Consider the following 23,923-nt stretch of genomic DNA (forward strand, 5'->3'; position numbering starts at 1 on the left):
CCCCAGATCTCGACAGAGGTCTGGGGTTTCGTCTTTTCGGCGCCAGAAAAGGCTGGGGCGGCCCGCACGTAGGCGCGAGCTTGCTGGCGAGCTGCGATCAAGAGCATCGCCAGCAAGCTGGCTCCTACAGCAGGTCGTCCTGCGCGTGGGGCTGTGGTGGAAGGGTGAAGCGTCTTCCACCCTACGGATCGAGGGCTCGCGTCGCTCAGCCCAGGCTACAGGACACGTGTAGGAGCCAGCTTGCTGGCGAACCGCGCTCAAGAGCATCGCCGGCAAGCCGGCTCCTACAACAGGTCATCCTGCGCGCGGGGGCAGTGGTGGAAGGGGGCGGCGTCTTCTGCCCTACGGATCGAGGGCTCGCGTCGCCAGCCCAGGCTACGGGGCACGTGTAGGAGCCAGCTTGCTGGCGAGCCGCGATCAAGAGCATCGCCGGCAAGCTGGCTCATACAGCAGGTCGTCCTGCGCGTGGGGCAGTGGTGGAAGGGTGAAGCGGCAGGCTTTGTAGCCTGGGCGGCCGAAGGCGTAACCTGGGGCGGCGTGCGGTTCGCTGGGTCGCTCGAATGAAAAAACAAAACCCGCACAAGGCGGGCTTTGGTCTTTCCACGAGGTGTGGGAGGGGTCAGTCGCCGCGGTATTCGCAGCCGCTGCTGCAGGTCTCGTGAATACGAATGCGCGACAGTTCAGGGAGCAGCGGTTTGAGTTGCTGCCACACCCACTTGGCAAGTACTTCGCTGGTCGGGTTTTCCAGACCAGGTATGTCGTTTAAGTAGTTGTGGTCGAGCTGTTCGTAGATGGGCTTGAAGATGGCCTTTATCTCCGAAAAGTCGCGGATCCATCCGGTATGCGGGTCGACCTCTCCCTCGATATAGACCGCGATGCGGAAGGAGTGGCCGTGCAGGCGCCCGCATTTATGGCCTTCAGGCACGTGGGGGAGCCGGTGGGCGGCTTCGAAGATGAATTCTTTGAACAGTTCCAAGGCCAGTCTCTTTGTCTACAGTGCGAACAGGCTGCGATTCTAGCAGCCTGCTGCACATTGTAGGGCCTTCACTGGGGCTGGGCGGCGTTACGTTCGTGGCGATAGACGCTTACCGCTTCGTAGACTGCCTTGCGCAGACGATTGATACCGCCGATTGGGCGATGCTCCGGTAAGGCGTGCCAGGGATTGAACGACAGGTTGTCGCAAAACAGGTTTTGCTCCGAGCTGTCGAAGTCCTGGGCTGGAAGGCGAATGTCGGCGACCGTTTCGAATGGAGAAATCCGCTCGTCCCATTCCACGCTGGGATCCTCGATCGGCATGTAATGGCTCGGATTCTGCCGCTGCACCTGCAGGGCGAAGCAGGCCGGCATGCGGTCCAGTGACAGCTGCTGATAAAGCGCGCTGCGCAGGAAGTTGGGCAGGTCGGTGTTGGGCTTGGGGATTGCGTAGGCCGGACAGCTTTCGGGGCTGGGGATGACCCGATACTTGATGTTGTGTGGCCCAAGCTTGAAGGGGGCGATCGAGTTGTAGGTCGTCTCGACCGGGCTGCTCGGCGCCGGCGAAAGCGTCTTCAAGGCAATTATCAGGTGGCGGATCTCCCAGGTGCGGGGATCCCAGCTGGGGAAGAAGGCCAGCGCCTTCTTGCCATCCGCCTGGGCGGCGAAGTTGCTGCGGTACTCTGCGACGTCACGCACGAAGAATGCCGGATGATTGAACATCACGAAATCCTGCTCGTCGGCATGGCGTGGATTGGCCATCAGCTTGTTGCCTGGTACGTCGAGCAGCTTGATGGCCATCCCTCTGGCATCGCGAGCACGGTCGAACTGCGGGTAAGCGTTTCCGTTGGACAGGCGCATCCAGGCCGGCCAGGTCTTGCCCGGCTCACTGAGTACGCCATGGCGCAGGGTTTCATCGAGCTCGGCACGCACCGTTACTTCGGCTTTCACACAGCCGTGAGCCTTGGCATGGGCGTCGCGCAGCACGCGAGTGTTGTCGCGGTGCTGCTCGACCACACGAATGGCGTCCTCGATGATGCCCTCGGTATAGGCTGCCTCGTTGGCAGGAATCTGTTCCTCGCTGGAAACCGGCCCGGAAAACTTCCAGCTGTAGTAGGCGGTGCCTATTGCCCAGCCACCGAGGCCGACGACCAGCAACACAACAAGCGTTTTGCCCAGAAGCCTGCCAAGCCAAAGCCAGAATCGTTTAAGCATCGTTGGACTCCTCATCGTTGGCCGTCACGCTGCCCTGGCAGAACGGGCCGGGACTCCATGGTTTGCTCGGCATTTCGCTCAATTGGTTTTCCAGCTGCGCATTACCCAGCACTTTCAGGTACTCGACCAGCGCCCAACGCTCCTCCGGCTGCAGGCCTCGGCCGATGGCGCCGTCGTTGCGGCAACCGTCGCGGAACTCGTGACCGTTGTTGCCGTTGCCTTTGATACGGGTATCGAGAAGGAAGCCGCCGGGGAACTTGTCGCTTACGAAGCCGACATGTTGGGGATCGAATTCGAAGTTGCCGACCCAGAATTGGCTGGGACGCTCCGAGACCGGCGACAGCAGATGAAAGAGCGTGGGTACCGAGCCATTGTGCAGGAAGGGCGGGGTGGCCCAGATGCTGTCCAGAGGGCGTGCCTTGTAGCCGCGGATCTCCTGTACGCCGATTTTCAGGCCATAGCCGTCCATGCGTTTGCGCTGCTCCGGCGTGATGCCGTTGTCACGATAGGCCCGTTCTTCGACATAGGCGGTGATGTAGGCCAGCGCTTCGGCGGTGGAGATGGCGCGCAAGTCGACGTTGTCGAGGCTGTTGCTGAACAGTTTGACGTCGAGTTTCGCGAGCTTGGCTTTCGTCCAGCCCAGTTTGCTGACGTCGAAACGATGGTCCGCGATATTGTCGGCGGTGGTGGAGTCGGTACCGACTATGGACGTTGGAATGACCCGCAGGTACCACTCGGGGTCGCGCTCCGGGGCCATGCGCTTGTCTGGCGGAACGACCTGTGGCGCATGACAGTGGGCGCAGTTTTCCTGGAACAGGGCACGCCCTCGGCTGGCCAGGGCGATATCCACCTTGCCAAAGATCTTTTCCGGCCACGCTGGTGGTTGCAGGCGCTTGAGCGTCTCTTCCAGTTCATAGAGATCATGGATGCGGACGCTGGAGGCATAGCGCTGATTTTCCGCGACAGCCTGGCCGTTCTCGTCGAGCAGATGCAGCGTCGCGCCAACGCCGAGCGCTTCGCCGACGTTGCGTGCCATGGGCTGCATGGCCGAGCCGTTCCACTGTACCCAGTCGAATTTCCAGATATCCCAGAGGTGCGGATAGCTGACCGGTGCATCGGCAATCCGGTAATTGGCCGCGTCGATGCTGTCACCGAACACGGTATTGGCGATGCGCCCGAAAGCATCGGTACGGCCGAAGCCTTCTTCGGTCGGGTACAGGCCTCTGTGCCAGTCGTTGTAAGCGGTACTCAGCAGCCGATCGAGGACTTGCTTGAATTCTACCCGCAGGGTGTCGTACTCGCGCTCGTAGCGCTCGCCCAATACCTCCCGGGCGAAGCGGCGGAACTTCAGCGGGTTGTAGTAGGTGAACGCCATGCTCATGCCGAGGGACTGGCCAAAGCTGCCCCCCTTTAGGGTCGGCACGGTGGAAGCCAGGGAGTGCAAGGCTGCGCCGCCGTCGATACGCACCGCCTGGCCCTTGAAGCGCAGCTCGCCGGTGTGACAGGCGGCGCAGGTGATGTCCAGGTACTCAACGCCGCTTTCGTCATCCTGATGGCGTGCGAAGCCCACCGGCAGGTTGCCAGGATTGAGTGGCGTGGCCTTTTGCCCGGGCTGGGTGAGAAAGCCGAAACGTGCCAGGTAGTCGGGGTCGGCGAACTTGGCCTTGCCGAAGGGCAGCTCCAGCGCCGAGAACCATGCGTACTGCAGACCCTTCACCCGCGTTCCCTGGGGGGTGTAGTAGTAGAACTGACGTTCCTGCTCGCTCCATTGCCCAAGGTAATGCACCTTATCTGCCGGCTTGTAGTCGGGAAGATTGGGGTTGGCGATGAAGTAGACGACAATCAGTAATGCGATGAGCAACAACAGAAGCATGATCTGCAAGGTGCGGCGAATCAGGCGCATCGGTGACGTCCTTGTGGCGTTCTTCTAGTCGTGCTCCTTTATGCCCATGCTGGCGGATAATGGCAAGATGCCACGCATGCATCCCGTGAAATTCGTAGGGTTTTTGTTGGTCTGCGACCCCCAGCGACCAAACTGCGGATCGCCGTAGGGGCATCAGGATTTCTCCCGGAGATTTTTATTCGCCAGTTGCCAGCCAGGTTTCAACCAGGCCAATCACTTCGTTCTGACGCTCGCTCCAGGTCCCTGCAATTTCCACCACGGTCTGCTCATGGGCTGTCAGCCATGCAGCGCAGGCTTGATGAAACGCGATCCGTTGTGCGAGCTCCGGCTGGCAACGCTGGCCGTCACTGACCCATTCGACCCCGCGAGGGTCGAGCAATAGATGCAGATGGTATTGGCGCTCGAGCAGGGCCTGTTCCATCCAGTCGGGGCAGTCACCGAACAGCTCATGGCTCCAGAGGATATTGCTCAGCAGGTGGGTATCGAGAATCAGCAGCTGAGGAAGCTTCTCCCGTGCGGCGTCTTCCCAGGCCAACTGGCCCCTGGCGATGGTGGGTATGTCGGCGTAGCAGGTATCGCGTTGCTCGCTGTCGATGAAGTGGCGCACGTACTCACCAACGATGATTCCCCCGAAGCGCTGCTGCAACCCATTGGCCAGCCAGCTCTTGCCACTGGACTCCGGACCCGTCAGTACCAGAACTTTCATGGTGCACGCACCGCCAGTTCGCGGCGCCAGGTCAGCCAACCGTGGCAGGCCAGCAGGGTGAACAGGCCGTACAGGGCGGCGGTTGAATAGAGCGCCTGGTCGATGAACAGCGCGACGAACAGCAGGTCGAGGACGATCCACAGCGCCCAGCATTGCAGGCGCTTCTTGGCCATCCACACCTGCGCGACCAGGCTGAAGGCGCACAGCGTGGCATCCTGCCAGGGGGCGTTGGCATCGGTGTAGGTGGTCATCAGCACGCCCAGCATGATCGAGCCCAGTAGGCCAAGTGCCAGTCCCGTGGTTGTCTGGCGCAGGTTCAGGCGTGACACGTGGAGGCGCTCGTCGGGGCGGTCGCCCCGAGTCCAGTGCCACCACCCGTAGAGCTGCAGGGCGGCGTAGACGAATTGCAGCAGCACGTTGGAATACAGCCGAGCCTCGAAGAATACCCAGGCATAGAGCACCACCATGACCAGGCCGACGGGCCAGCACCAGGGATTCTGGCGCACGGTCAGCCATACGGCGAGCAGGCCGAGCAGGGAGGCGCAGGCTTCGAGCGGTGACATGGAACCCCTGAATGCGTGGTGGTGTAGGGGGCGCATTCTATCCCGTGCCACTCGGGGCGTCTTGCCACAGCACGTTGCGTTAGGGCGGCAATTCGAGAGATTGCATTGATAGCTGTTTGAAATTGAAAACAACTGCTTTATAACTGCCGCTTTTTTCGGCCTTGCTGGAACCTACACCAGCCGCTCCAGTCCGAGAATCATCCCCTTTCCAGCCAGCCTGTCTGGCACATCCGTAGGAGTTCTGATGGACAGTTGGCTCGCATTTCAGGCGCTGATCCTGGGTATCGTTGAAGGCCTCACCGAATTTCTGCCCATTTCCAGCACCGGGCACTTGATCGTGGTTGGCGATCTGCTGTCGTTCAATGGTGAACGCGCCACGGCCTTCAAGATCATCATCCAGCTCGGCGCGATCCTGGCGGTGATGTGGGAGTTTCGTCAGCGCATCACTTCGGTGGTGACCGGCCTGGGCAGCGATCCGATGGCGCGGCGCTTCACGGTCAACGTCCTGGTCGCCTTCATTCCTGCGGTGATTCTCGGCCTGCTGTTCGCGGATATCATCGAGCACTGGCTGTTCAATCCCATCACCGTCAGCGCTGCTTTGATCGTCGGTGGTGTGGTGATGATCTGGGCGGAGAAGCGCCAGCACCGCATCGTCGCCGAGTCGGTCGATGACATGGATTGGAAACTGGCCCTCAAGGTTGGCTGCGCGCAGTGCCTGGCACTCATCCCGGGTACATCGCGCTCCGGCTCGACGATAATCGGCGGCCTGCTGTTCGGCCTGTCACGCAAGGCGGCCACCGAGTTCTCGTTCTTTCTGGCCATGCCGACCATGGTCGCGGCCACCGTCTACTCGCTCTACAAGTATCGTGAAATCCTGCAGTGGAGCGATCTGCCGATGTTCGCCATCGGTTTCGTCACCACGTTCATCGTTGCCATGCTGACGGTACGCGCACTGCTGGTGTTCATCGCCAACCACAGCTACGCGGTGTTCGCCTGGTACCGGATCGCTTTTGGCCTGGTGATCCTGGCGACCTGGCAATTCGCCTGGATCGACTGGAGCACGGCAGAGGGCTGATTGCCTCGCCAGACAGTGAAGACCTATGCAGACCAAGGAACAGGCCGGCCGAATCAAGAGCTGGAATGACGACAAGGGCTTCGGCTTCATTCAGCCCGCAGCGGGCGGTGCCGAAGTCTTCGCGCATATCTCGGCGATGCGCGGTGATCGCAGACCCAATGCCGGCGATCAGGTGCTGTTCGTCGCTGGCCGTGACGAGAAAGGGCGCTTGCGTGCCGAGCACCTGCGCCTGGCGGGTGAGCTGGCCGTCGATCAGCCGCAGATTCGTGTCAAGCCGCGGGCTGCCGCACCGTCCCGTACATCGCCGCCCGCGGCAGGGCGCGCAGCCAAGCCACATGCGCGCGATGCCCGCCGGACATCGAGCGCACTGCGCAATCCAGCTGCCAAGCTGATGATCTTCGCGGCGCTGTGTAGTTTGCCGGCGTTTGGCGCGCTGCGCTGGCTATCCGAGGGGCAGAGCATCTGGCCGCTGCTGCTTTACCCGCTGGCCAGCGTCCTGTGCTTCATTCTCTACTGGCGCGACAAGAGCAGTGCTCAGCGTGGCCGTCAGCGCATTGCGGAAAACACCCTGCATCTGGTCGAGCTGGCAGGCGGCTGGCCGGGCGCCTTGCTGGCGCAGCAAGCGTTCAGGCACAAGACGCGCAAACTTTCCTATCAGGGGCTGTTCTGGATCATCGTGGTGTTGCACCAGCTGTTCTGGGCTGACCAGGTATTCATGGCCGGGGCTTACACCGGCGGCCGGCTGGGCGGTTTGCTATAGGTCGAGCAGCAAGCCGACCTGATGTTTCCGGGGCAGCCGCCGCACGACCAGTTGGTGAGAGCGGGTCAGCAGCTCACGTAGCTCTTCGTCGCCGATGGGCGGCTTGCTACCGTTCATGCTGATCCAGTGAGCACGGGCCAGGTAGGGCGCCGGGCGAACGCCCGGGCGGTCGGTTAAACCGAGAAACAGTGCGTCATCCACCTTGAAGGCCAGGTTGTCCCCGAGAAAATCGACGATGGCGAACATCTTGTTGTGCGCCACGGAAAACACTTGGTTGCTGCCCCATTTGTAGTCGACACGAGCCCCTGGCAGGTGCAGGCAGAAAGCAACGAGCTCTTCGCGGGTCATGGCTGCACTTCCTTCGGGCGTTCCGCACGGCGCAGCAGCAGTAGGCTCAGCCCAAGGCCAAGCAGCGAGAGCAGGCCGGAGGCGAGGAACACGGCACCGTAGTCATAGGCGCTGGCGAGCAGGCCCATCAGCGGGCCGGCGATGCCCAGTGCCAGGTCGAAGAACAGCGCGTAGGCGCCCAAGGCCGAGCTGCGGCTGGCTGCGGGTATATTGCCGATTGCCTCCACACCCAGTGCGGGGTAGACCAGCGACAGTCCGAAGCCAGTCAGCGCGGCGCCACAAAGCGCCAGCGCTGGTATTGGGGCAAGCCAGAGCAGCAACAGCCCGAGGGTTTCGATCGCCAGGCAAATGGTCGCGACCCGGTAGCCGCCGCGCCGCTCGATCGTGCCGGCGAACAGCAGACGGGCGACGATGAAGGCCACGCCAAAGGCGCTCAGGCAATAAGCCGCGTGCTCCCAGCCGAGGCTGGCGTAATACAGGGTGACGAAGGTTGCCAGGGTGCCGAAACCGATGGAGCCCAACGCGAGTGCGACCCCATTGGGGGCAATGGTCAGGAATACGTGATGGAACGGCAGGCGCTTGCCTTGGATGATCGGAATGGCGGGTTTGTCGCGTGCTACCCAGAGGGCACCAAGGCTTAGCAGGGTGATCGCCAGGCCGATGCTCCAGAGGCCCAGGGCGGAGGCCATCAAGACGCCGAGCGGAGCACCTACGGCGATGGCGCCATAAGACGCGATGCCATTCCAGGAAATCACCCGCGCGGTGTTCTCCGCGCCGACCCGGCCGATGCCCCAGGTGATCGAGCCGGTACCGATCAGCGCCTGGGAGATGCCCAGCGCTACCCGCCCAGCGAGCAGCAAGCCCAGACCCACCTCACTGGACAGACCATGCAGGCTGGTAGCCGCAAGGGTCAGCACGCCGCTGCCCGCGGCACCGGCGAGGCCGTAAACCACTGCGCGCTTTGGCCCGATACGGTCGATCAGCACACCTGTGATGGGGCGTGAAACCAGAGTGACGAGGTACTGCAGGCTGATCACCAGGCCAGCCATCACCGAGCCATAGCCCAGATCGTTGAGCACGAAGCCAGGCAGCACTGCCAGAGGCAGGCCGACACACAGGAAACCGATGAAGGTGAAGAAAACCACAGCAAGAATTCGGGCGGTCTGACCGGGAACGTGGGGCTTGCGGGCGGTCATCGGGCATCCTGTTTGATAGAAAAGGCTATTGAGAGTCGTCAGGCGGATCTGACAGGGCAAGGCGCGTGTCCGTTCCAGGCATGAGCCAGCCATCGGCGCTGGCCTGGATCATGTGTTCGATCCAGGCCCTCACTGCCGGCAGCATGCCCTGACGATGAGGATAGACGGCTTGCAGATGGCCGCCGGGCAGTTCCCAGTCCGGCAGCAGACGAATCAGGCGGCCAGCCTCGATATCGGCCAGGCACTTGGTATGCGGCAGCATGGTGAAGCCCAGACCCTGAAGTGCCGCTTCCCGACGTATATCGAAGTCTTCGATGCTCAGACGTGCCTCGAAAGTCACCTCACGGCGCATTCCCGACTGACTTTTGAAAACATGGTGAATGCGCCGGTCACTTCCCACCGCGCCGAGTGCGGGAAGCTGCTGCAGATCGTCCGGGGTCTGAATGCTCAGCCCTTGTAGCAGGGGCGGGGAGGCCACCAGAAAGGCCGATGCAGGCGCCAGCTGGCGGGCGATCAGCGAGGGATCCTCATCACCTTGATCGCGTACCCGCAGAGCGACGTCGACACCCTCCTGGAGCAGATCAACCCGGCGATTGGTGAGTACCACGTCGAGCTGAACCAGCGGGTACTTCAGCAGGAAGCTGCTGATCACCTGATGCAGCCCGGCGCGGGCCAGTTCACTGGGGCAGGACATGCGAATCCTTCCGCGCGGTTCGCTGCTCAGCGAAGCCACTGCCTCCTGCGCCTGCTCGGCCTCCAGCAGCATCGCCTGGCAATGGCGCAGGTAGCGTTCACCGGTCTCGGTCAGCGCCAGCTTGCGCGTGGTGCGTTGCAGCAGACGCACGCCCAGGCGTGCCTCGAGTTCGGCCACTCGCCGCGACAGGCGGGATTTGGGAATGCCCAGTTGTTGCCCGGCAGCGCTGAATCCGCCGTGCTCGATCACCTTGGCGAAGTACATCAGGTCGTTGAGATCCTGCATCACAGGCTCCAGCTCAGGAAAAATACGGGGTTTGTTCTATCAGTAGAACGCATCATCGCATTTTTACTGACTAATCAGCGATTGGCTTCACCGGTAGGATTAATCCATCGAACATCTACTGATGAACCTGAACGTTCAAGGAGCCACCATGAAACTTCTCCATCTCGATTCCAGCATTCTCGGCAATGCGTCCGCTTCCCGTCAGCTCAGTGCCGCTGTGGTCGACGCCTGGAAGAGCGGTCAGGCCGATCTGCAGGTCACTTACCGCGACCTGGCCAGCGATGCCCTGAGCCACTTCTCGGCTGCCAGCCTGGTTGCCGGTGGTACCCCCGCCGAGCTGCGCGATGCCGCCCAGGCTCATGAAGTGGCGCTGGCCGACGCCACGCTGGAAGAGTTCCTCGCCGCTGACGCCATCGTGATTGGCGCACCGATGTACAACTTCTCCATTCCGAGCCAGCTCAAGGCCTGGATCGACCGTGTTTCCGTGGCCGGCAAGACGTTTGCCTATGACGAAAACGGCCCCAAGGGGTTGGCAGGTGGCAAGAAAGTGATCATCGCCTCGACCGCTGGTGGTCTGCATGCGGGGCAAGCCAGTGGCCAGGCTCACGAGGATTACCTGATTTTCGTGCTGCGTTTCCTTGGTATCACCGATATCCAGGTGGTGCGTGCCGAAGGCCTGGCCTATGGCGAAGAGCCGAAAGCCAATGCCCTGCGCGGGGCTCAGGAGCAGATCGACGCGCTGTTCGCCAGCGCCTGAATCCACTCCCGGCTGCGGCGTCATGGGTTTCCCTGACGCCGCAAATGTGCTTCCTTGTGGCTCTGGCGCAGCTTCGGCTGTATCGAGTGGGCACATGCACGATGGGAGTCAAACAATGAAGAAATCACTGTTGTCGGTAGCGTTGCTGGGGCTGGCGGGGTTGGCCGAAGCGGGTGTGGTGGTTAAGAACGTCCCCTACGAAATCGATGGTGAGCCGTTCGAAGGCCTGCTGATCTATGACGATGCCGTTACCGACCCGCGTCCAGGCTTGCTGATGGTGCCCAACTGGATGGGCGTCAACGATGCGTCTGCCCAGAAAGCGGCGCGTGCGGCCGGAGACAAGTACGTGGTGTTCATGGCCGACATGTATGGCAAGGCCATCCGCCCCAGCAATGCCGACGAAGCCAAGGAAGCGGCCACCGCCGTGCGCAGTGACCGGGCATTGATGCGCAAGCGCGCCCAGGCTGCGGTCGAAGTCCTCAAGGCGCAGACCACTCAGGTCGCTCTGGATACCTCCAAACTGGGTGCGATCGGTTTCTGCTTCGGTGGCGGAACGGTTCTGGAACTGGCCCGTTCGGGGGCTCCGCTGAAGGCTTTCGTGTCCTTCCACGGCAATCTGGATACGCCCAACCCGGCTGACGCGAATAACATCAAGGCACCGGTACTGGTGCTCCACGGCGCGGATGATCCGGCAGTTCCGCAGGCGCAGGTCGACGGTTTCGTGGCGGAAATGAAGGCCACCAAGGTGGACTGGCAGCTGGTGAGCTACGGTGGTGCGGTGCATTCGTTCACCAATCCGAAGGCCAATACGCCGGGTAGCAATCAATACCACCCGCTTGTCGCGGCGCGTGCCTTCAAGGCGATGAACAATCTGCTCGATGAGGTGTTCGAGTAACGCGAACCGATACAGGGGAAGGCCGCTCGGCCTTCCCCTGCTGGTGTTTACTTGGCTGGCAGGACAGTGATGTCGATGATGTCGGCAGGCAGATTCTTGATCTCGCCCAGCGCGCTGGCCTTGCCGGTTTCCAGATTCACCTGGTGCAGCGTGGTGCCGGTCAGCAGGTAAGCGGTGTTTCCGCCTTTACCGTCACTTTTGATGTCCAGAGCCGCACTTTTAAGGCCATCGGCGATCTTGCCCACGACTTGCTGAATACCGTCATTTGGCGGGTTCTGCAGCATCAGGTTGCCGGTAGCCAGGTCGACGGTGTACAGCGCGGTTTTCTCGGTGCCCTTGTAAGAATTGGTGTAGGCACCCGCGACTACCTTGGCGGTCTTGCCCGCGTACGGACCGTCTTTGGCATAGGCGACCTTGCCGTCTACCACGACTTCACCGCTCTCGACGTTGACGCGCAGGCTGGTGCCGTCGGCAGCCAGCAGGCGCAGACGATCGGCTACCGGGTTGAAGTCCACCACGGCCTGGCCGTTGCCTGGCAACGCCTGGCTTAGTTTGGCAGCCTTGCTGGCCGCGCCAGTTTTGGCGTCGACGGTGTAGAGCTGGCCAGCGTCATCCAGGCCATAGATCGAACCGTTGGACGGGCGTACATCGAGGCCGCGCAGGCTTGATACGCCGCTGAGTTTCACGTCGGAAGCGACGGTGAGGGTCTTGGTGTCGATGTGCAGCAGTTTGCCGTCCGCACTCAGCGCCAACAGATTGTCGGCGTTGGCAGTGGCACAACCCAGAGCAGCGGTGGTGATGGCGATACCGAGCATTTTCTTGGAAATGTTCATGAGCGTCCTCTCTATGGGTAAGGCGCGAAGGTCTCTTCGCGCTCGCATCCAGGCACCGTGATGAAGCACCTGATACCTATACCCATGAGATGAAGCGGCAGATGTCGGTGGAAATGTTTGCTTACATCTGCCGATCTTTCATGTGCATCCGCTCAGTCCAGCGCCGCCACCACAGCGCGGCCGATGTACAGCACCTCGCCCGTCGGTCTGTTCAGTGGCGAGCCACCGGACGGCTCCAGGGTCAATTCGAACAGCTGGCCGGCACGTACTGCCCCGATCTGCTCGGCGGACAGGGTCAGGCGTTCGCCCGGCTCGACCAGACCGAGCGAGCGCGGGCCGTCCTTCGGATCGACCAGCGTCCAGAACTGCACCGAGCGGTCTGCGGCGACCTGGTCTTCACGCAGTGGCTCAAGCAGCAAGGTGCCCGTGGCATCGATATGCACCACCCAGCCCGGTGCTGCCGCTTCGCCAGGCGGCTGCAACACGGCGGTGTAGGAGGGCGGCAGCACGTCACTGCGCCACGGCATCGGCAGCAGGGCGATGATCAGCGCCATCGCCAGGGCCGCGCTGGTCAGGCGCCAGGTGTTGAGGCTCGACCACCAGGCCTGCCAATTGCTGGCCCGCTGCCCCAGATTCAGCGTTTGCTGCAGGCGCGGCCACAGGCCCGGCGAGGGCGTGCTGGGCTCGAGCCTGTCGCTCAGTTCGAGAAAGTGCTGCTCCCATTCCAACGCCATGGCGGCAGCTTGGGGATCGTGCTCTATCAGCTCGGAGACTTCACGGGCCTGATCCTGCTCGAGCAGGCCCAGAACGTACTCGCCGATGAGCGCACGGCGTTCTGCGGGGTCGGTGCTTATCATCGTTGCAAACACTCCTGCAGTGCGCGCAGACCGCTGCGAATGCGCCCTTTGATGGTGCCCAGTGGGGTGGTCAGGCGCTCTGCAATCTGCTCATGGGTCAGGCCGCGGTAGAACGCCAGCAGAACCGGATGACGCCGTGGGCGCTCGAGCTTCTGCAGGCAGGCGCGCAGATGACGCTTGTCCGACTGTTGTTCGTGTTGCTGAGCGGCCGAGGGACTGTCGTCGATCAGGTGATCGGCGATGTCGTCCGCCAAGGCCACGGTGCGGCTGCGCTGGCGCAGCTGGTTCAGCGCGCGGTAGCGCAGGATGCTGTAGATCCATGCCCGGCCGCTGCCCAGCGAACGCTGGAAGCGCCCGGCATTGCGCCAGATCTGCACGAAGGCATCGTGCAGGCAGTCCTCGGCCGAGTCGCGTTGGCCCAGCAGGCTGATTGCCAGACCGAGCATTTGCGAGGCTTCCTGGCGATACAGTGCCTGGAAGGCGCGCTCGTCACTGCGGGCGCAGGCTTCCAGGGTTTTTTCGTAGTCGAACATCGGGTCAGACATGCCGTCGTCCTGTCATGGGCTGCGTCCTGAATGTGACAAGGGTTATACCCGAGACAAGGGGTTACGGATGCCTCGGCAATGAAACAAATAGTCTCGCCTGAGCCTTCGCCGATCCGCCATATTGGCTGAACTTGGTACGAGCGCTCACAGTCTATGCTGCTCAACGTCAGGAGGACGCCTGCATGCATCTGATTCGTCTGGGTTTTTTATTGTCTGCAGGGCTGCTGGCCGGTCTTGTCGAGGCGCGTGAATATCGTTACAGCGACGCCCATTTGCACTACGTCGATTTCTTCCAGGAAAGCGCAGGCATGGACACACTGCTGCAGCGCATGGACGAGGCGAAGGTCGATCACGTGATGTTCTCGGGCATACCGGTCGCCAAGAAATGGCACGAAGACGAGCCCAAGCGCCCGCGCTATTACGCCGGTGACGATGCCGCGGCCTACTGGTACAGCGCCACCGACGTACTGATCGCCCACGCCTACAAGCAGGTGCCGGAGGCGCAGCGCCATCGTTTTCACCCGTTCCTGTCTGGTTTCAACCCCAACGACAAGAATTCGGACGCCCATATCCGTCGGATGCTGGAGCTCGATCCGGGGCTTTGGCAGGGCATCGGCGAAGTGTTCACGCGCCACGACGACCTGACCTCGCTGATCGAGGGCAGTACCCCGCGGGCCAACAACGAGGCCATGACGCGGGTCTATCATCTGGCGGCAGAATACGATCTGCCGGTGATGGTGCATTCCAACATCACCTCCAAGCGCGAGCGTAATCCGCTCTATCTGCAGGAGATCGAAGAGCCGCTGCGCAATCATCCCCACGTGCGTTTCATCTGGGCCCACGCGGGCACCAGCATGGAGATCCATCGTCATCAGGAGAAGCTGGACTTTCTCTTCGACACCCTCGCGCGGATGCTGGAAAGCTACCCCAATCTGTACGTCGATCTGTCCTGGACGATGCTCAGGCCGTACCTTACCGACGAAAATGGCAAGCCGGACCCTAAGTGGGTAGAGCTGGTCGGCCGCTACCCGGAACGTTTCATGATCGGTTCCGATGTAGTCGGTCGCTTCGACAGCATGGGCGAGTACATGCAGGGCTTCGATCGCTTCCTCGATGCGTTGCCCGAGGAGGTCGCCCACAAGGTGGCCAGAGACAACTTTCTCGCCATCCTGCCGCGCAATGTCCGCGAGGCGCAGCCTGCGTCACGCTGATTGTCATCAGCCTGTCATCGCCGCGTCATAGCCTCGCGCCATTCCAAAGAAGGAGCGTGAGATGCAACACATCAGATTCGCAACGATGACGGCGCTGCTGCTGGCAGCAGGTCTGGCTCAGGCTGAAGTTCGCGTACAGGGGCCGGTCGAGTACGGTGTCTTCATCAGTCAGCACAAGGATTTCCAGCCGGGCGAGCGCGTGCTTACCCGATCCAGTCAGGAGATCGAGCAGACCCGCGTGGTGCCGGCCAAGCTGGGCACCAAGTTCGGCATGCGCTACACGCTGACCGGCAAGACCGTCGACGGCGAGCCGCTGACGCTGCTGTACCTCACTCCGGGCGTGACCGGTAGCGATGGCCAGCGCCGCGACAAGTTCGTGGTCACGCAGAAACTGGTGCCCGACGCCTCGCAGGACGTCATGGCATTCGAGTTCTCCGAGAATAACGAAGTGGTGCCCGGCGAGTGGCATTTCCTGCTTTTCCAGGGTGACCGCAAGTTGGCCGAGCAGCGCTTCGAGGTGCGCTGAAGCGCCGAAATACACTACCCGGGCTTGTAGTGATAAACCCGGAGCATAAAAAACGGCGCCCAAAGGCGCCGTTTTTCGTATCAGGCAGTTATCAGTTGCCGGCCCAGCGCTTCAGTACCAGGGTGGCGTTGGTGCCACCGAAGCCGAAGCTGTTGGACATGATGGTGTCCAGCTTGGCATCTTCGCGGGTCTCACGCAGGATCGGCAGATCAGCGACAGCCGGGTCCAGCTCCTCGATGTTGGCCGAGGCGGTGATGAAGTTGCCTTCCATCATCAGCAGGCAGTAGATCGCCTCGTGTACACCGGCTGCGCCCAGGCTGTGGCCGGAGAGGCTCTTGGTGGAGCTGATGGCTGGAGCCTTGGCGCCGAACACTTCGCGTACACCCTTCATTTCCGCAACGTCACCGACCGGAGTCGAGGTGCCGTGGGTGTTCAGGTAGTCGATCGGGGTGTCGACGGTGGCCAGCGCCTGCTGCATGCAGCGCACCGCGCCTTCGCCGCTCGGGGCAACCATGTCGTAACCATCGGACGTGGCACCATAGCCGACGATTTCGGCGTAGATCTTGGCTCCGCGGGCCAGTGCGTGCTCCAGTTCCTCGACGACCACCATGCCGCCGCCACCAGCGATGACGAAACCGTCACGTTGGGCGTCGTAAGCGCGGGAGGCCTTTTCCGGGGTGTCGTTGTACTGGGTGGAGAGGGCGCCCATGGCGTCGAACAGGCAGCTCTGGCTCCAGTGTTCTTCCTCACCACCGCCGGCGAAGACGACGTCCTGCTTGCCGAGCTGGATCTGCTCCATGGCCTGGCCGATGCAATGCGCACTGGTGGCGCAAGCCGAGGAAATGGAGAAGTTGACGCCCTTGATCTTGAACGGGGTCGCCAGACAGGCGGAAACGGTGCTGCCCATGGTGCGGGTCACGCGGTACGGGCCAACGCGCTTGACGCCTTTCTCGCGCAGGGTGTCGATGGCTTCCATCTGGTTCAGCGTGGACGCGCCACCGGAACCAGCGATCAGGCCGGTGCGTGGGTTCGAGACCTGATCTTCGCTGAGACCGGAATCCTTGATCGCCTGATCCATCGCCAGGTAGGCGTAGGCCGCGGCATCACCCATGAAGCGGAACAGCTTGCGGTCGATCAATTCTTCCAGGTTCAGGTCAACGGAGCCCGATACATGGCTGCGCAGACCCTTTTCGGCGTATTCCGGATTGAAGCGGATACCGGGGCGGCCAGCGCGAAGGTTGGCGGAGACGGTTTCTTTGTCATTGCCCAGGCAGGAAACGATGCCTAGACCGGTAATAACGACGCGACGCATGGAAAGGATCCTTTAGAAACTGTCGGTGGAAGTGAACAGGCCGACGCGCAGGCTTTCGGCACTGTAGATCTCGCGACCATCGACACTCACGCTGCCATCGGCGATTGCCAGGATCAGCGAACGGGTGATGGTGCGTTTGATATGGATGTTGTAGGTGACTTTCTTGGCGGTAGGTAGAACCTGGCCGAAGAATTTGACTTCGCCCGAACCCAGCGCACGGCCGCGGCCAGGGTTGCCCTGCCAGCCGAGGAAGAAGCCAACCAGCTGCCACATGGCATCGAGGCCCAGGCAGCCCGGCATCACCGGATCACCTTCGAAGTGGCAGCCGAAGAACCACAGATCAGGATTGATATCGAGCTCTGCGACAATTTCGCCCTTGCCGTACTTGCCGCCCGTTTCGCTGATGTGGACGATGCGATCGATCATCAACATGTTGGGGGCGGGCAGTTGCGCATTACCCGGGCCGAACAGTTCGCCGCGGCTGCAGCGCAACAGATCTTCCTGGGTGAAGGCGTTTTGTTTGGTCATGCGAGCTCCTCAATAATCCCCACGCGCCTCGGCTGGGTAAATCGTCCTGGCCGGCTGCGCATCGGTGATGCGCCTGCCAGCAGCCTAGTCATAGACTGTTGCGTTGTGGTGAAAGTCACAGTGTGGTGAGTACAGTTGTACTCTGCTGCGGCCAATGGTGTCACAAATGCCCCTTTGACGCCCACTTCAACCAGCAAGCGTGCAACATTTCCGTCGATATGACTAGTCATCTAATGGTTGGGTGACAGCCAGCGATCGAGCAATTCCTGCAGTTCCATGCGTTTGAACGGTTTGGCGAGGTAATCGTTCATTCCAGCCTGCAAGCAGGCCTCACGGTCGCCCTGCAGGGCATTGGCGGTCAGGGCGATGATCGGCAGCTTGCCCCGCGTGCCCAGCTCGCGGATGCGCCGGGTAGCCTCGTAACCGTCCATGATCGGCAGGCGGCAGTCCATCAGCACCGCCGCGAAATGGCCCTGGCTGACCGCCGATACGGCTTGCACTCCGTCGACGACCAGGGTGACCTGATAGCCCAGGCTGCGCAGCATGGCCTCGATCACCGTCTGATTGACCGCATTATCCTCCACCAGCAGCACCGAGTGGGCTTCCTGTAATGCAGGCTCGGAAATCGAGGTTTCGGGTAGCGATTGCGGCTGTTGCGCCGAAAACGGCAAAGGAATCTCCAGAGTGAAGCAGGAACCATGGCCCGGCTCGCTCTGTGCCCTCAGGGTGCCGCCCATGCGTTCCGCCAGCGTACGGGCGATAGGCAGGCCCAGGCCGGTACCGCCATAGCGGCGGGAAATCGAATTGTCGGCCTGCTGGAAGGCGTCGAACATGGTTTCCAGGCGTTCGCTGCTGATACCGATGCCGGTGTCGTGGACGCTGCAGGTGAACCACAGCACCTGATTGTCCAGAGCCTGCCAGTGGGCCTCGACCCGTACCTCGCCACGCTCGGTGAATTTCAGGGCGTTGCCGATCAGGTTGACCAGAATCTGGCGCAGACGGGTGGGGTCGCCCTGCACCTGCAGTGATGGCAGGGCCTCGCCAAGCTCCAGACGCAGCGCCAGGCCGCGCTGCTGAGCGCTGTGCTGGAAGGCTTGCAGCGCGGTTTTCAGCAGCACCGACAGATTGAAACTGATCAGTTCGAGTTCCAGCGCCCCGCGTTCGATCCGCGAGAAATCCAGGATGTCGTTGATCACCTTGAGCAGGTGTTCGGTCGACTCGGTCGCCAGGGCGGCATATTCACTCTGCTCCTGGTTCATGTCGGTGGTTTCCAGCAATTGCAGCATACCCAGAACGCCGTTCATGGGGGTGCGCAGTTCGTGGCTCATCATCGCCAGGAAGTCCGATTTGGCGCGGTTGGCCAGTTCGGACTCCTCACGGGCCTTGATCAGCAGAGTCATGGCCTGCTGTTGCTCCAGGGCCGCGTTGTTGAGACCGCTGGCGAGGTTGTTGATGTGCCGCGCCAGGGTAACCAGTTCGCGGCCGCCCACTTCCGGGAGCGTCGTCTGATAGTTGCCGCTCTGGATCGCCGTCACCGCATCGCTCATCGCGCTCAACGGCCGCGACAGGCGGCTGGCGAGGCGCCGGGCGAGCAGGAAGGTCAGCAACAGCGCAAACAGCACCAGCATCGCGACCTTGAAGAGAATCTCCTGCTGGCGCGTGTTGAAGGCTTCACCGGACATGCCGACGACGACGCGGCCCAGGTAGTCGCCGGTGAGTGGCGAGGAGGCGTTGGCATTTTCCTGGATGAAATCCGAGCCCAGATCGACCTGCTGCTGCTGGATGGGCGACTGGAATATCTCGATATGGCCGTGACCGGCCTGCAGGTGTTCGGACTGCTGCTCGAGGTAGACCAGGATGTTGTCGTCGCGATCGCGTACTTCCACGAAGCGTACGTGAGGTGTTTTCAGGGTGGCCTGCAGCAATGACTCCAGCACCTTGCCGTTGCCCGAGATCACCCCATATTCCGTGGCCGGAGCGAGTTGGCTGGCGATCAGCTGTCCGGTGTGGTTGATCTCGACCCGCAGGTCCTGCAGGCGATTGAAGGTCAGAAACCCGGTCAGCAGAAGCGTCAGCAGCAGGGCGGGGCCGACACTGATGAGCTGGGTGCGGATGTGGATGTTCCAGCCGCGCCACAGTTTCATGGCGTTTCTCCTTCTGACAGATGCCTGGCGAGATCCTCGTCACTGGGTAGGTCCACGGCGAGGGCGCGGGCTACCTGAGGATTGCCAAGTACTTTGAATGTGTTCGAGTAGGTGCCATGAGGCCAGCTTTGCGGCGGCTGATCGAGCAACTGGCCAAGGGTGGTCAGCCAATCGTTCTGGTCGCTGTAGGTACTGGCCAGGCTACCGGCGCGGACGAAGCCGGCGCTGGGGCCGATCAGCGCGTGCTGCTGTCCATAGCTGGTCAGCAGCAGGTTCTTGGCGGTTTGCGGGTTGTACAGATCATCGTCGGCAACGCCAAGCAGTATGTCGCTGTCGCGCAGCAGGCTCAGCAGGGGGCGGTTGTCGCGGGTATTCTGCCAGCCCTGCGAAACGATCTTCAGGCCCAGGCTGCTGGCCGCTTGCTGGATCTCGTCGAGCAGAAACGCACTGTGCTGGTCATGCAGCACGCCGACCCTATCGATATGCGGCAGCAGACGTTTTGCCAGACGCAGCTGGCGCAGCGGTGCAGCATCCTGCCAGAGCACGCTGAGGTTGGCCGGGGTGCGTTCGCCAAGGGTCGCCCGGGCCTGGGTCCTGTTGACCTGCAGCACCAGCGTCGCCGGGCCGTCTTGCGAGCTGACGCGCCAGGCCAGAGCTGGCTGGCCAAAGAGAATGAGGCGGGTATCGGCTGACAGTTCGTTGAGCGGCGGCATTTCGTTGAGGGGCACGATACGCACACGATCCTGGGGGCGCGCCGCCGCCAGCGCGGTGCCGAAGCCATGCAGAACGCTGGTGTCCCCAGCGCTGCTCAGCAGCAGCTCGGCAGCCTGTGACGGGGATTGCAGCAGACACAGCACGAGCAGCGCGCAGCGCACCCACGTGCGGTTGCCTGGCCATGCCATCGAGCGGTTGGCAGCCATCTAGAATTCGAGCTCGGCGCTGAGGTAGAACAGGCGGGGCTCGTCGTAGTTGTTCTCGCGCCAGGTCAGGGCTTCGTCATCCAGACGCCACTGCAGCACGCCTGCCACTTCCAGTTGGCTGCGGCCTATGGGCGTGCGTTTGGCCAGGCGCAGGTCCATGCGCTCGAAGCGGCGCTCGTTGAGGCGATCCGCAGCGTAGTAGAACAAGCCGCTCGACCAGCCCAGCCCCCAGTCACGCAACCAGCCGGCAGAGCCGCTGTTGCGGGCGGTTAGGCGCTGGTCGGTCTTGCTGGTGGCGCTGTGGTCGACGTAGGCGTAGGTCAGACGCAGGCGGTCGTGCACGCCGAGATTCCAGTCCAGCTGGGTTTCCGCGCCGCTGAAACGCATGCGATGGGTGTTGTTGGGCGCGAAGCGATCGACGCGCAGCGGTTCGCTGATCATGTTGTGGATTTCGTCGTAGAACAGCTTCACGTCGACGCTGACACCCGCTTCGGCGAACAGGCCGTTGTAACCCAGCTCGTGGGACCGTATGACTTCCTGCTCGAGATCGCGCGGTCCCTTCGCATTGATGAAGTAGTAGGCATCGCGCTGACCGAATGGCTGTGGCTGCAGGCCGCGAATTCGGTAGCGCCAGTCGACGTTGTTCTCGTACATGTCGGGCGAACGCAGCGCCTCCGAGTAGACAGCGCGCAGGCCGTGTCGCGGGGTGATCAGGTAGTTGACGGCGAGGCGTGGGGTCAGCGACGACCCGGTGAGCCGATCGTCCTCGAGCATGGCACCGCCTTGCAGCAGCCAGTGGTCGTCCACCTGCCATTCGAGGTGGCCGAACAGGCGCCATATCTGGTTGCTGAGACGGCCGCTGAAAAAAGTCTCCGAGTCTGCCTGGTCGTAGCGATAACCCAGGCCGCTGAGCAGCCGCAGGTTATCGGCAAGGCTGAGGGTGTCCTGCAGTTCGAGGTCGTAACGGGTTTCGCGGATGTTCTGGTTGGCCGTGCCGCAGACCTCGCGAGTCGCCCCCGACGCCAGTTGCTGCTGAATTTGCGTCGCCAGCGCGCGTTCCTGGGTGGTACCCGCAGGCACGCTGCCGAATGGATTGCGGGTGAAGCGCGTCACGTACCCGGGATTGAGTGACCATAGCTCGGCGAGCTGAGGGCTGAAGGCGATTTCCGCTTCGCACGCTCGCCAGTTTTCCAGGCGCTCCCAGTGCTGGACGGAACTCTGTAGCGACAGGCTGTGGTTGGCCGTCTGGTCGAAGCTCCAGCGCAGCGAGCCGGCGTAGTCTCGCGCCTTGATGTCAGAGTCGGTATCGCCCAGACCGATACCTGGAAACAGAGGCTCATAGAGGTAGGGGCGCTGATTGCTGCCTTCCTTCGCGGCAAGTTGCCAGTCCAGGCTCTGGCGTTCATCGAGCTGATGGCTGACCGACAGGTTGATGCGCTCGAGACGGCGGCTGTCACGGTAGGGCGCATCAAATTCATCGTGGTCGAAGCCGTCGTCCTGCTGGCCGCTGATCGACAGGCGCATCGCCCCCGTGTCCCAGTTGCTGCCCTGGCTGGCGTAGTAATCGGCGATGCCGCGTTGCCCGCGGGTGACCTTGAGGCGAGTGCCGTGACTGTCTCCCGGGCGTCGGGTGAAGATGTTGACGACCCCCATCAGCGCATTGGCGCCATAGCTCACGGTATTGGGGCCGCGAAATACCTCGATACGCTCGATGTCTTCCAGGGCCACTGGAATGTCCGACCAGTCGACGGTCGCCAAGCCTGGGTGATACACCGAACGGCCGTCGACCATCACCTGCAGGCGGCGTGCTTCCGAGGCGCTGGAGCCGTGGTAGTTGAGTGTCGGCTGATTGCCGTTGCGGTAGCCGACCATCATGCCCGGCACCAGGCGCAGCAACTCGGCGATATCGCGTGCTCCGCTGGCCCTGATCAGGGCGCCGTCGAGCACCGTCACGCTACCAGGCACCGCAGCGGGCGCCTGTTTCAGGCGCGTGGCGGTCAATACTTCGGGAACCGCCCGGCCGCCGCTGAACAGGTCATCGGCCACGGCGTCGCCATTGGCCAGGAGCGCCAGCAGCAGAAGTTTGAGAGGAGGGGAGGCTTTGATCACGCAACGACCCTGTTCGCGCAGTGTGGTGCATGTTAACCGAGCGGCGCGGCGTTGCCAGCCATGTGTCGGTAAAACACCGATTTTAGTTCAAGGGTCGATCTACCGGGGCCTGCAGTGGCAAGGCTGGTCCTGGCGCGAGTGACCCGTATAATGCCGTTATTACCACAGGGCTCACTACGGATCGGTCATGACTCAACAGCAACCTATCGCGGTGCTTGGCGGCGGCAGCTTCGGCACCGCCATCGCCAACCTGCTGGCGCAGAATGGTCATCGGGTTCTGCACTGGATGCGTGACCCCGTGCAGGCCGAGGCCATTCGGGTCAACCGCGAAAATCCCCGCTATCTCAAGGGTGTCAAGGTGCTCGACGGTGTCGAGCCGACCACCGATCTGTCGGCTGCGCTGAACAGCTGCGCACTGGCGTTCGTGGCCTTGCCGTCCAGCGCATTGCGTCAGGTGCTGCAACCCGTGTCGGCGCTGCTGGCCGGCAAGATGCTGGTCAGCACCACCAAGGGCATCGAGGCGCAGACATTCAAGCTGATGAGCCAGATCCTCGAGGAGGTTGCCCCCGAGGCGCGTATCGGCGTGCTTTCCGGGCCGAACCTGGCGAAGGAAATCGCTGCGCATACGCTGACCGCCACGGTCGTCGCCAGTGAAGACGAGGCCCTGTGCCGTGAGGTTCAGGCGGTTCTGCACGGACGCACCTTCCGCGTCTACGCCAGCACCGACCGCTTTGGCGTCGAGCTTGGCGGTGCGCTGAAGAATGTCTACGCGATCATCGCCGGCATGGCGGCGGCGCTTGGCATGGGCGAAAACACCAAGAGCATGCTGATCACCCGGGCACTGGCTGAAATGACCCGTTTCGCCGTGCATCTGGGGGCCAATCCCATGACTTTCCTCGGTCTTGCCGGGGTCGGTGATCTGATCGTTACCTGCTCGTCGCCGAAAAGCCGCAATTATCAGGTCGGCTTTGCGCTCGGCGAGGGCCTGAGCCTGGAAGATGCCGTCCAGCGTCTCGGTGAGGTTGCCGAAGGGGTCAACACTATCAGGGTACTCAAGGCCAAGTCCGACGAGTTGCAAGTCTATATGCCGCTGGTCGCCGGGCTGCATGCGATCCTGTTCGAGGGGCGCACCCTGGATCAGGTGATCGAGGCGCTGATGCGCGCAGAGCCCAAGACCGATGTCGATTTCATTCCAGCCACTGGCTTCTGAGGGATTCGTATATGAGTGAGCACCAAAAAGGCGAGCCCATCGGGTTACGCATCGTCTGGATGTTGCTGTTCCTGCTGGTCTGGCAAGTGGCCGAGCTGCTGCTGGCCGGTGTGGTTCTGCTGCAACTGATCTGTCGCCTGGTATACGGCGCGCCAAATGCTGGTTTGCTGGGTTTCGGCGACAGCCTCAGCCAGTATCTGGCCCAGATCGGCCGTTTCGGCACGTTCAACAGCGAGTCCAAGCCCTGGCCGTTCGCCGACTGGCCCACGCCGCGCCCAGCGCAGGGCGAATTTGCGCACAGCGTGCAGCCGGACGTGCCGCCGGCCAGGGACGAGGAGCCGAAACTGTGAGTCATCAGC

At 62.1% G+C, this 23,923-nt stretch carries 24 protein-coding genes; 8 read left to right on the forward strand and 16 right to left on the reverse strand.

Going from position 1 to position 23,923, the window contains the following annotated elements; genetic code table 11:
* Nucleotides 1–619: 619 nt before the first annotated feature.
* The 5 genes from queD to pnuC all read right to left on the reverse strand — a co-directional run bounded on the left by queD (nt 620) and on the right by pnuC (nt 5,359).
* Entirely contained in the window at nt 620–976 is a 357-nt protein-coding gene (queD, locus tag QRN22_RS16145) for a 6-carboxytetrahydropterin synthase QueD (protein WP_082045780.1), read from the reverse strand.
* A 68-nt stretch (nt 977–1,044) separates the two neighbouring features.
* A complete protein-coding gene (locus tag QRN22_RS16150; protein ID WP_042553822.1) occupies nt 1,045–2,187 on the reverse strand; it encodes a catalase family protein in 1,143 nt (380 codons plus the stop codon).
* On the reverse strand, nt 2,180–4,090 hold the full coding sequence (locus QRN22_RS16155) for a c-type cytochrome (RefSeq protein WP_042553821.1): 1,911 nt from the start codon (nt 4,088–4,090) through the stop codon (nt 2,180–2,182). Before QRN22_RS16155 ends, QRN22_RS16150 begins: the two co-directional genes overlap by 8 nt.
* A gap of 175 nt (nt 4,091–4,265) precedes the next feature.
* Nucleotides 4,266–4,796 carry an AAA family ATPase gene (locus tag QRN22_RS16160; protein WP_042553820.1) on the reverse strand — a complete coding sequence of 177 codons (531 nt, stop codon included), beginning with the start codon at nt 4,794–4,796 and terminating at the stop codon, nt 4,266–4,268.
* Nucleotides 4,793–5,359 carry a nicotinamide riboside transporter PnuC gene (gene pnuC / locus QRN22_RS16165; RefSeq protein WP_042553819.1) on the reverse strand — a complete coding sequence of 189 codons (567 nt, stop codon included), beginning with the start codon at nt 5,357–5,359 and terminating at the stop codon, nt 4,793–4,795. Before pnuC ends, QRN22_RS16160 begins: the two co-directional genes overlap by 4 nt.
* A gap of 244 nt (nt 5,360–5,603) precedes the next feature.
* On the opposite strand from pnuC, the gene QRN22_RS16170 reads away from it, so the two are divergent.
* Nucleotides 5,604–6,434, forward strand: a complete 831-nt coding sequence (locus tag QRN22_RS16170; RefSeq protein ID WP_042553818.1) for an undecaprenyl-diphosphate phosphatase — start codon at nt 5,604–5,606, stop codon at nt 6,432–6,434.
* Nucleotides 6,435–6,459: 25 nt separating this feature from the next.
* On the forward strand, nt 6,460–7,194 hold the full coding sequence (locus tag QRN22_RS16175) for a DUF1294 domain-containing protein (protein WP_042553817.1): 735 nt from the start codon (nt 6,460–6,462) through the stop codon (nt 7,192–7,194).
* Here the strand turns inward: QRN22_RS16175 and QRN22_RS16180 are convergent.
* The 3 genes from QRN22_RS16180 to QRN22_RS16190 are packed head-to-tail and all read right to left on the reverse strand — an operon-like array spanning nt 7,189 to nt 9,717.
* Nucleotides 7,189–7,542, reverse strand: a complete 354-nt coding sequence (locus QRN22_RS16180; RefSeq protein ID WP_042553816.1) for an MmcQ/YjbR family DNA-binding protein — start codon at nt 7,540–7,542, stop codon at nt 7,189–7,191. The two genes, QRN22_RS16175 and QRN22_RS16180, sit on opposite strands and share 6 nt — an antisense overlap.
* Nucleotides 7,539–8,738, reverse strand: coding sequence for an MFS transporter (locus QRN22_RS16185; RefSeq protein ID WP_042553815.1), 1,200 nt, complete (start codon nt 8,736–8,738; stop codon nt 7,539–7,541). The genes QRN22_RS16180 and QRN22_RS16185 overlap by 4 nt, the downstream gene beginning before the upstream one ends.
* A 25-nt stretch (nt 8,739–8,763) precedes the next feature.
* On the reverse strand, nt 8,764–9,717 hold the full coding sequence (locus tag QRN22_RS16190; protein WP_042553814.1) for a LysR substrate-binding domain-containing protein: 954 nt from the start codon (nt 9,715–9,717) through the stop codon (nt 8,764–8,766).
* 148 nt (nt 9,718–9,865) lie between these two features.
* Here QRN22_RS16190 and QRN22_RS16195 point away from each other — a divergent pair, with 148 nt between their 5' ends.
* Both QRN22_RS16195 and QRN22_RS16200 read left to right on the forward strand, forming a co-directional pair.
* A complete protein-coding gene (locus tag QRN22_RS16195; protein ID WP_042553813.1) occupies nt 9,866–10,474 on the forward strand; it encodes an FMN-dependent NADH-azoreductase in 609 nt (202 codons plus the stop codon).
* A gap of 115 nt (nt 10,475–10,589) precedes the next feature.
* Nucleotides 10,590–11,369, forward strand: a complete 780-nt coding sequence (locus QRN22_RS16200) for a dienelactone hydrolase family protein (protein ID WP_042553812.1) — start codon at nt 10,590–10,592, stop codon at nt 11,367–11,369.
* Between the two features lie 47 nt (nt 11,370–11,416).
* On the opposite strand, the gene QRN22_RS16205 is transcribed toward QRN22_RS16200, so the two are convergent.
* The 3 genes from QRN22_RS16205 to QRN22_RS16215 form a co-directional block, all read right to left on the reverse strand.
* Nucleotides 11,417–12,202, reverse strand: coding sequence for a DUF4394 domain-containing protein (locus QRN22_RS16205; RefSeq protein ID WP_231570155.1), 786 nt, complete (start codon nt 12,200–12,202; stop codon nt 11,417–11,419).
* Between the two features lie 152 nt (nt 12,203–12,354).
* Complete coding sequence (locus QRN22_RS16210; RefSeq protein ID WP_042553811.1) at nt 12,355–13,059, reverse strand: anti-sigma factor; 705 nt, start codon at nt 13,057–13,059, stop codon at nt 12,355–12,357.
* A complete protein-coding gene (locus QRN22_RS16215; RefSeq protein ID WP_042553810.1) occupies nt 13,056–13,604 on the reverse strand; it encodes a sigma-70 family RNA polymerase sigma factor in 549 nt (182 codons plus the stop codon). Before QRN22_RS16215 ends, QRN22_RS16210 begins: the two co-directional genes overlap by 4 nt.
* Nucleotides 13,605–13,786: 182 nt before the next feature.
* Between QRN22_RS16215 and QRN22_RS16220 the strand changes: the two genes are divergently transcribed.
* Complete coding sequence (locus QRN22_RS16220) at nt 13,787–14,815, forward strand: amidohydrolase family protein (RefSeq protein ID WP_042553809.1); 1,029 nt, start codon at nt 13,787–13,789, stop codon at nt 14,813–14,815.
* Nucleotides 14,816–14,876: 61 nt separating this feature from the next.
* Nucleotides 14,877–15,341: a DUF3859 domain-containing protein gene (locus tag QRN22_RS16225; protein ID WP_042553808.1), complete on the forward strand. Its 465-nt coding sequence runs from the start codon at nt 14,877–14,879 to the stop codon at nt 15,339–15,341.
* Nucleotides 15,342–15,432: 91 nt separating this feature from the next.
* On the opposite strand, the gene fabB is transcribed toward QRN22_RS16225, so the two are convergent.
* The 5 genes from fabB to QRN22_RS16250 form a co-directional block, all read right to left on the reverse strand.
* A complete protein-coding gene (gene fabB, locus QRN22_RS16230) occupies nt 15,433–16,653 on the reverse strand; it encodes a beta-ketoacyl-ACP synthase I (protein WP_042553807.1) in 1,221 nt (406 codons plus the stop codon).
* Nucleotides 16,654–16,665: 12 nt separating this feature from the next.
* On the reverse strand, nt 16,666–17,181 hold the full coding sequence (gene fabA, locus QRN22_RS16235; protein ID WP_042553806.1) for a 3-hydroxyacyl-[acyl-carrier-protein] dehydratase FabA: 516 nt from the start codon (nt 17,179–17,181) through the stop codon (nt 16,666–16,668).
* 230 nt (nt 17,182–17,411) lie between these two features.
* On the reverse strand, nt 17,412–19,325 hold the full coding sequence (locus QRN22_RS16240) for an ATP-binding protein (protein WP_042553805.1): 1,914 nt from the start codon (nt 19,323–19,325) through the stop codon (nt 17,412–17,414).
* On the reverse strand, nt 19,322–20,245 hold the full coding sequence (locus QRN22_RS16245; protein WP_042553804.1) for an ABC transporter substrate-binding protein: 924 nt from the start codon (nt 20,243–20,245) through the stop codon (nt 19,322–19,324). The genes QRN22_RS16240 and QRN22_RS16245 overlap by 4 nt, the downstream gene beginning before the upstream one ends.
* Nucleotides 20,246–22,351, reverse strand: coding sequence for a TonB-dependent receptor plug domain-containing protein (locus QRN22_RS16250; RefSeq protein ID WP_042553832.1), 2,106 nt, complete (start codon nt 22,349–22,351; stop codon nt 20,246–20,248).
* A 190-nt stretch (nt 22,352–22,541) separates the two neighbouring features.
* On the opposite strand from QRN22_RS16250, the gene QRN22_RS16255 reads away from it, so the two are divergent.
* On the forward strand, nt 22,542–23,564 hold the full coding sequence (locus QRN22_RS16255; protein WP_042553803.1) for an NAD(P)H-dependent glycerol-3-phosphate dehydrogenase: 1,023 nt from the start codon (nt 22,542–22,544) through the stop codon (nt 23,562–23,564).
* An 11-nt stretch (nt 23,565–23,575) separates the two neighbouring features.
* The gene (locus QRN22_RS16260) at nt 23,576–23,914 is read left to right on the forward strand and encodes a DUF4389 domain-containing protein (protein ID WP_042553802.1); all 339 of its coding nucleotides are present in this window, start codon (nt 23,576–23,578) and stop codon (nt 23,912–23,914) included.
* Nucleotides 23,915–23,923 lie beyond the last annotated feature (9 nt).

It is taken from the genome of Pseudomonas sp. MEJ086 (genome assembly GCF_030209025.1).
GTDB lineage: Bacteria > Pseudomonadota > Gammaproteobacteria > Pseudomonadales > Pseudomonadaceae > Aquipseudomonas > Aquipseudomonas fulva_A.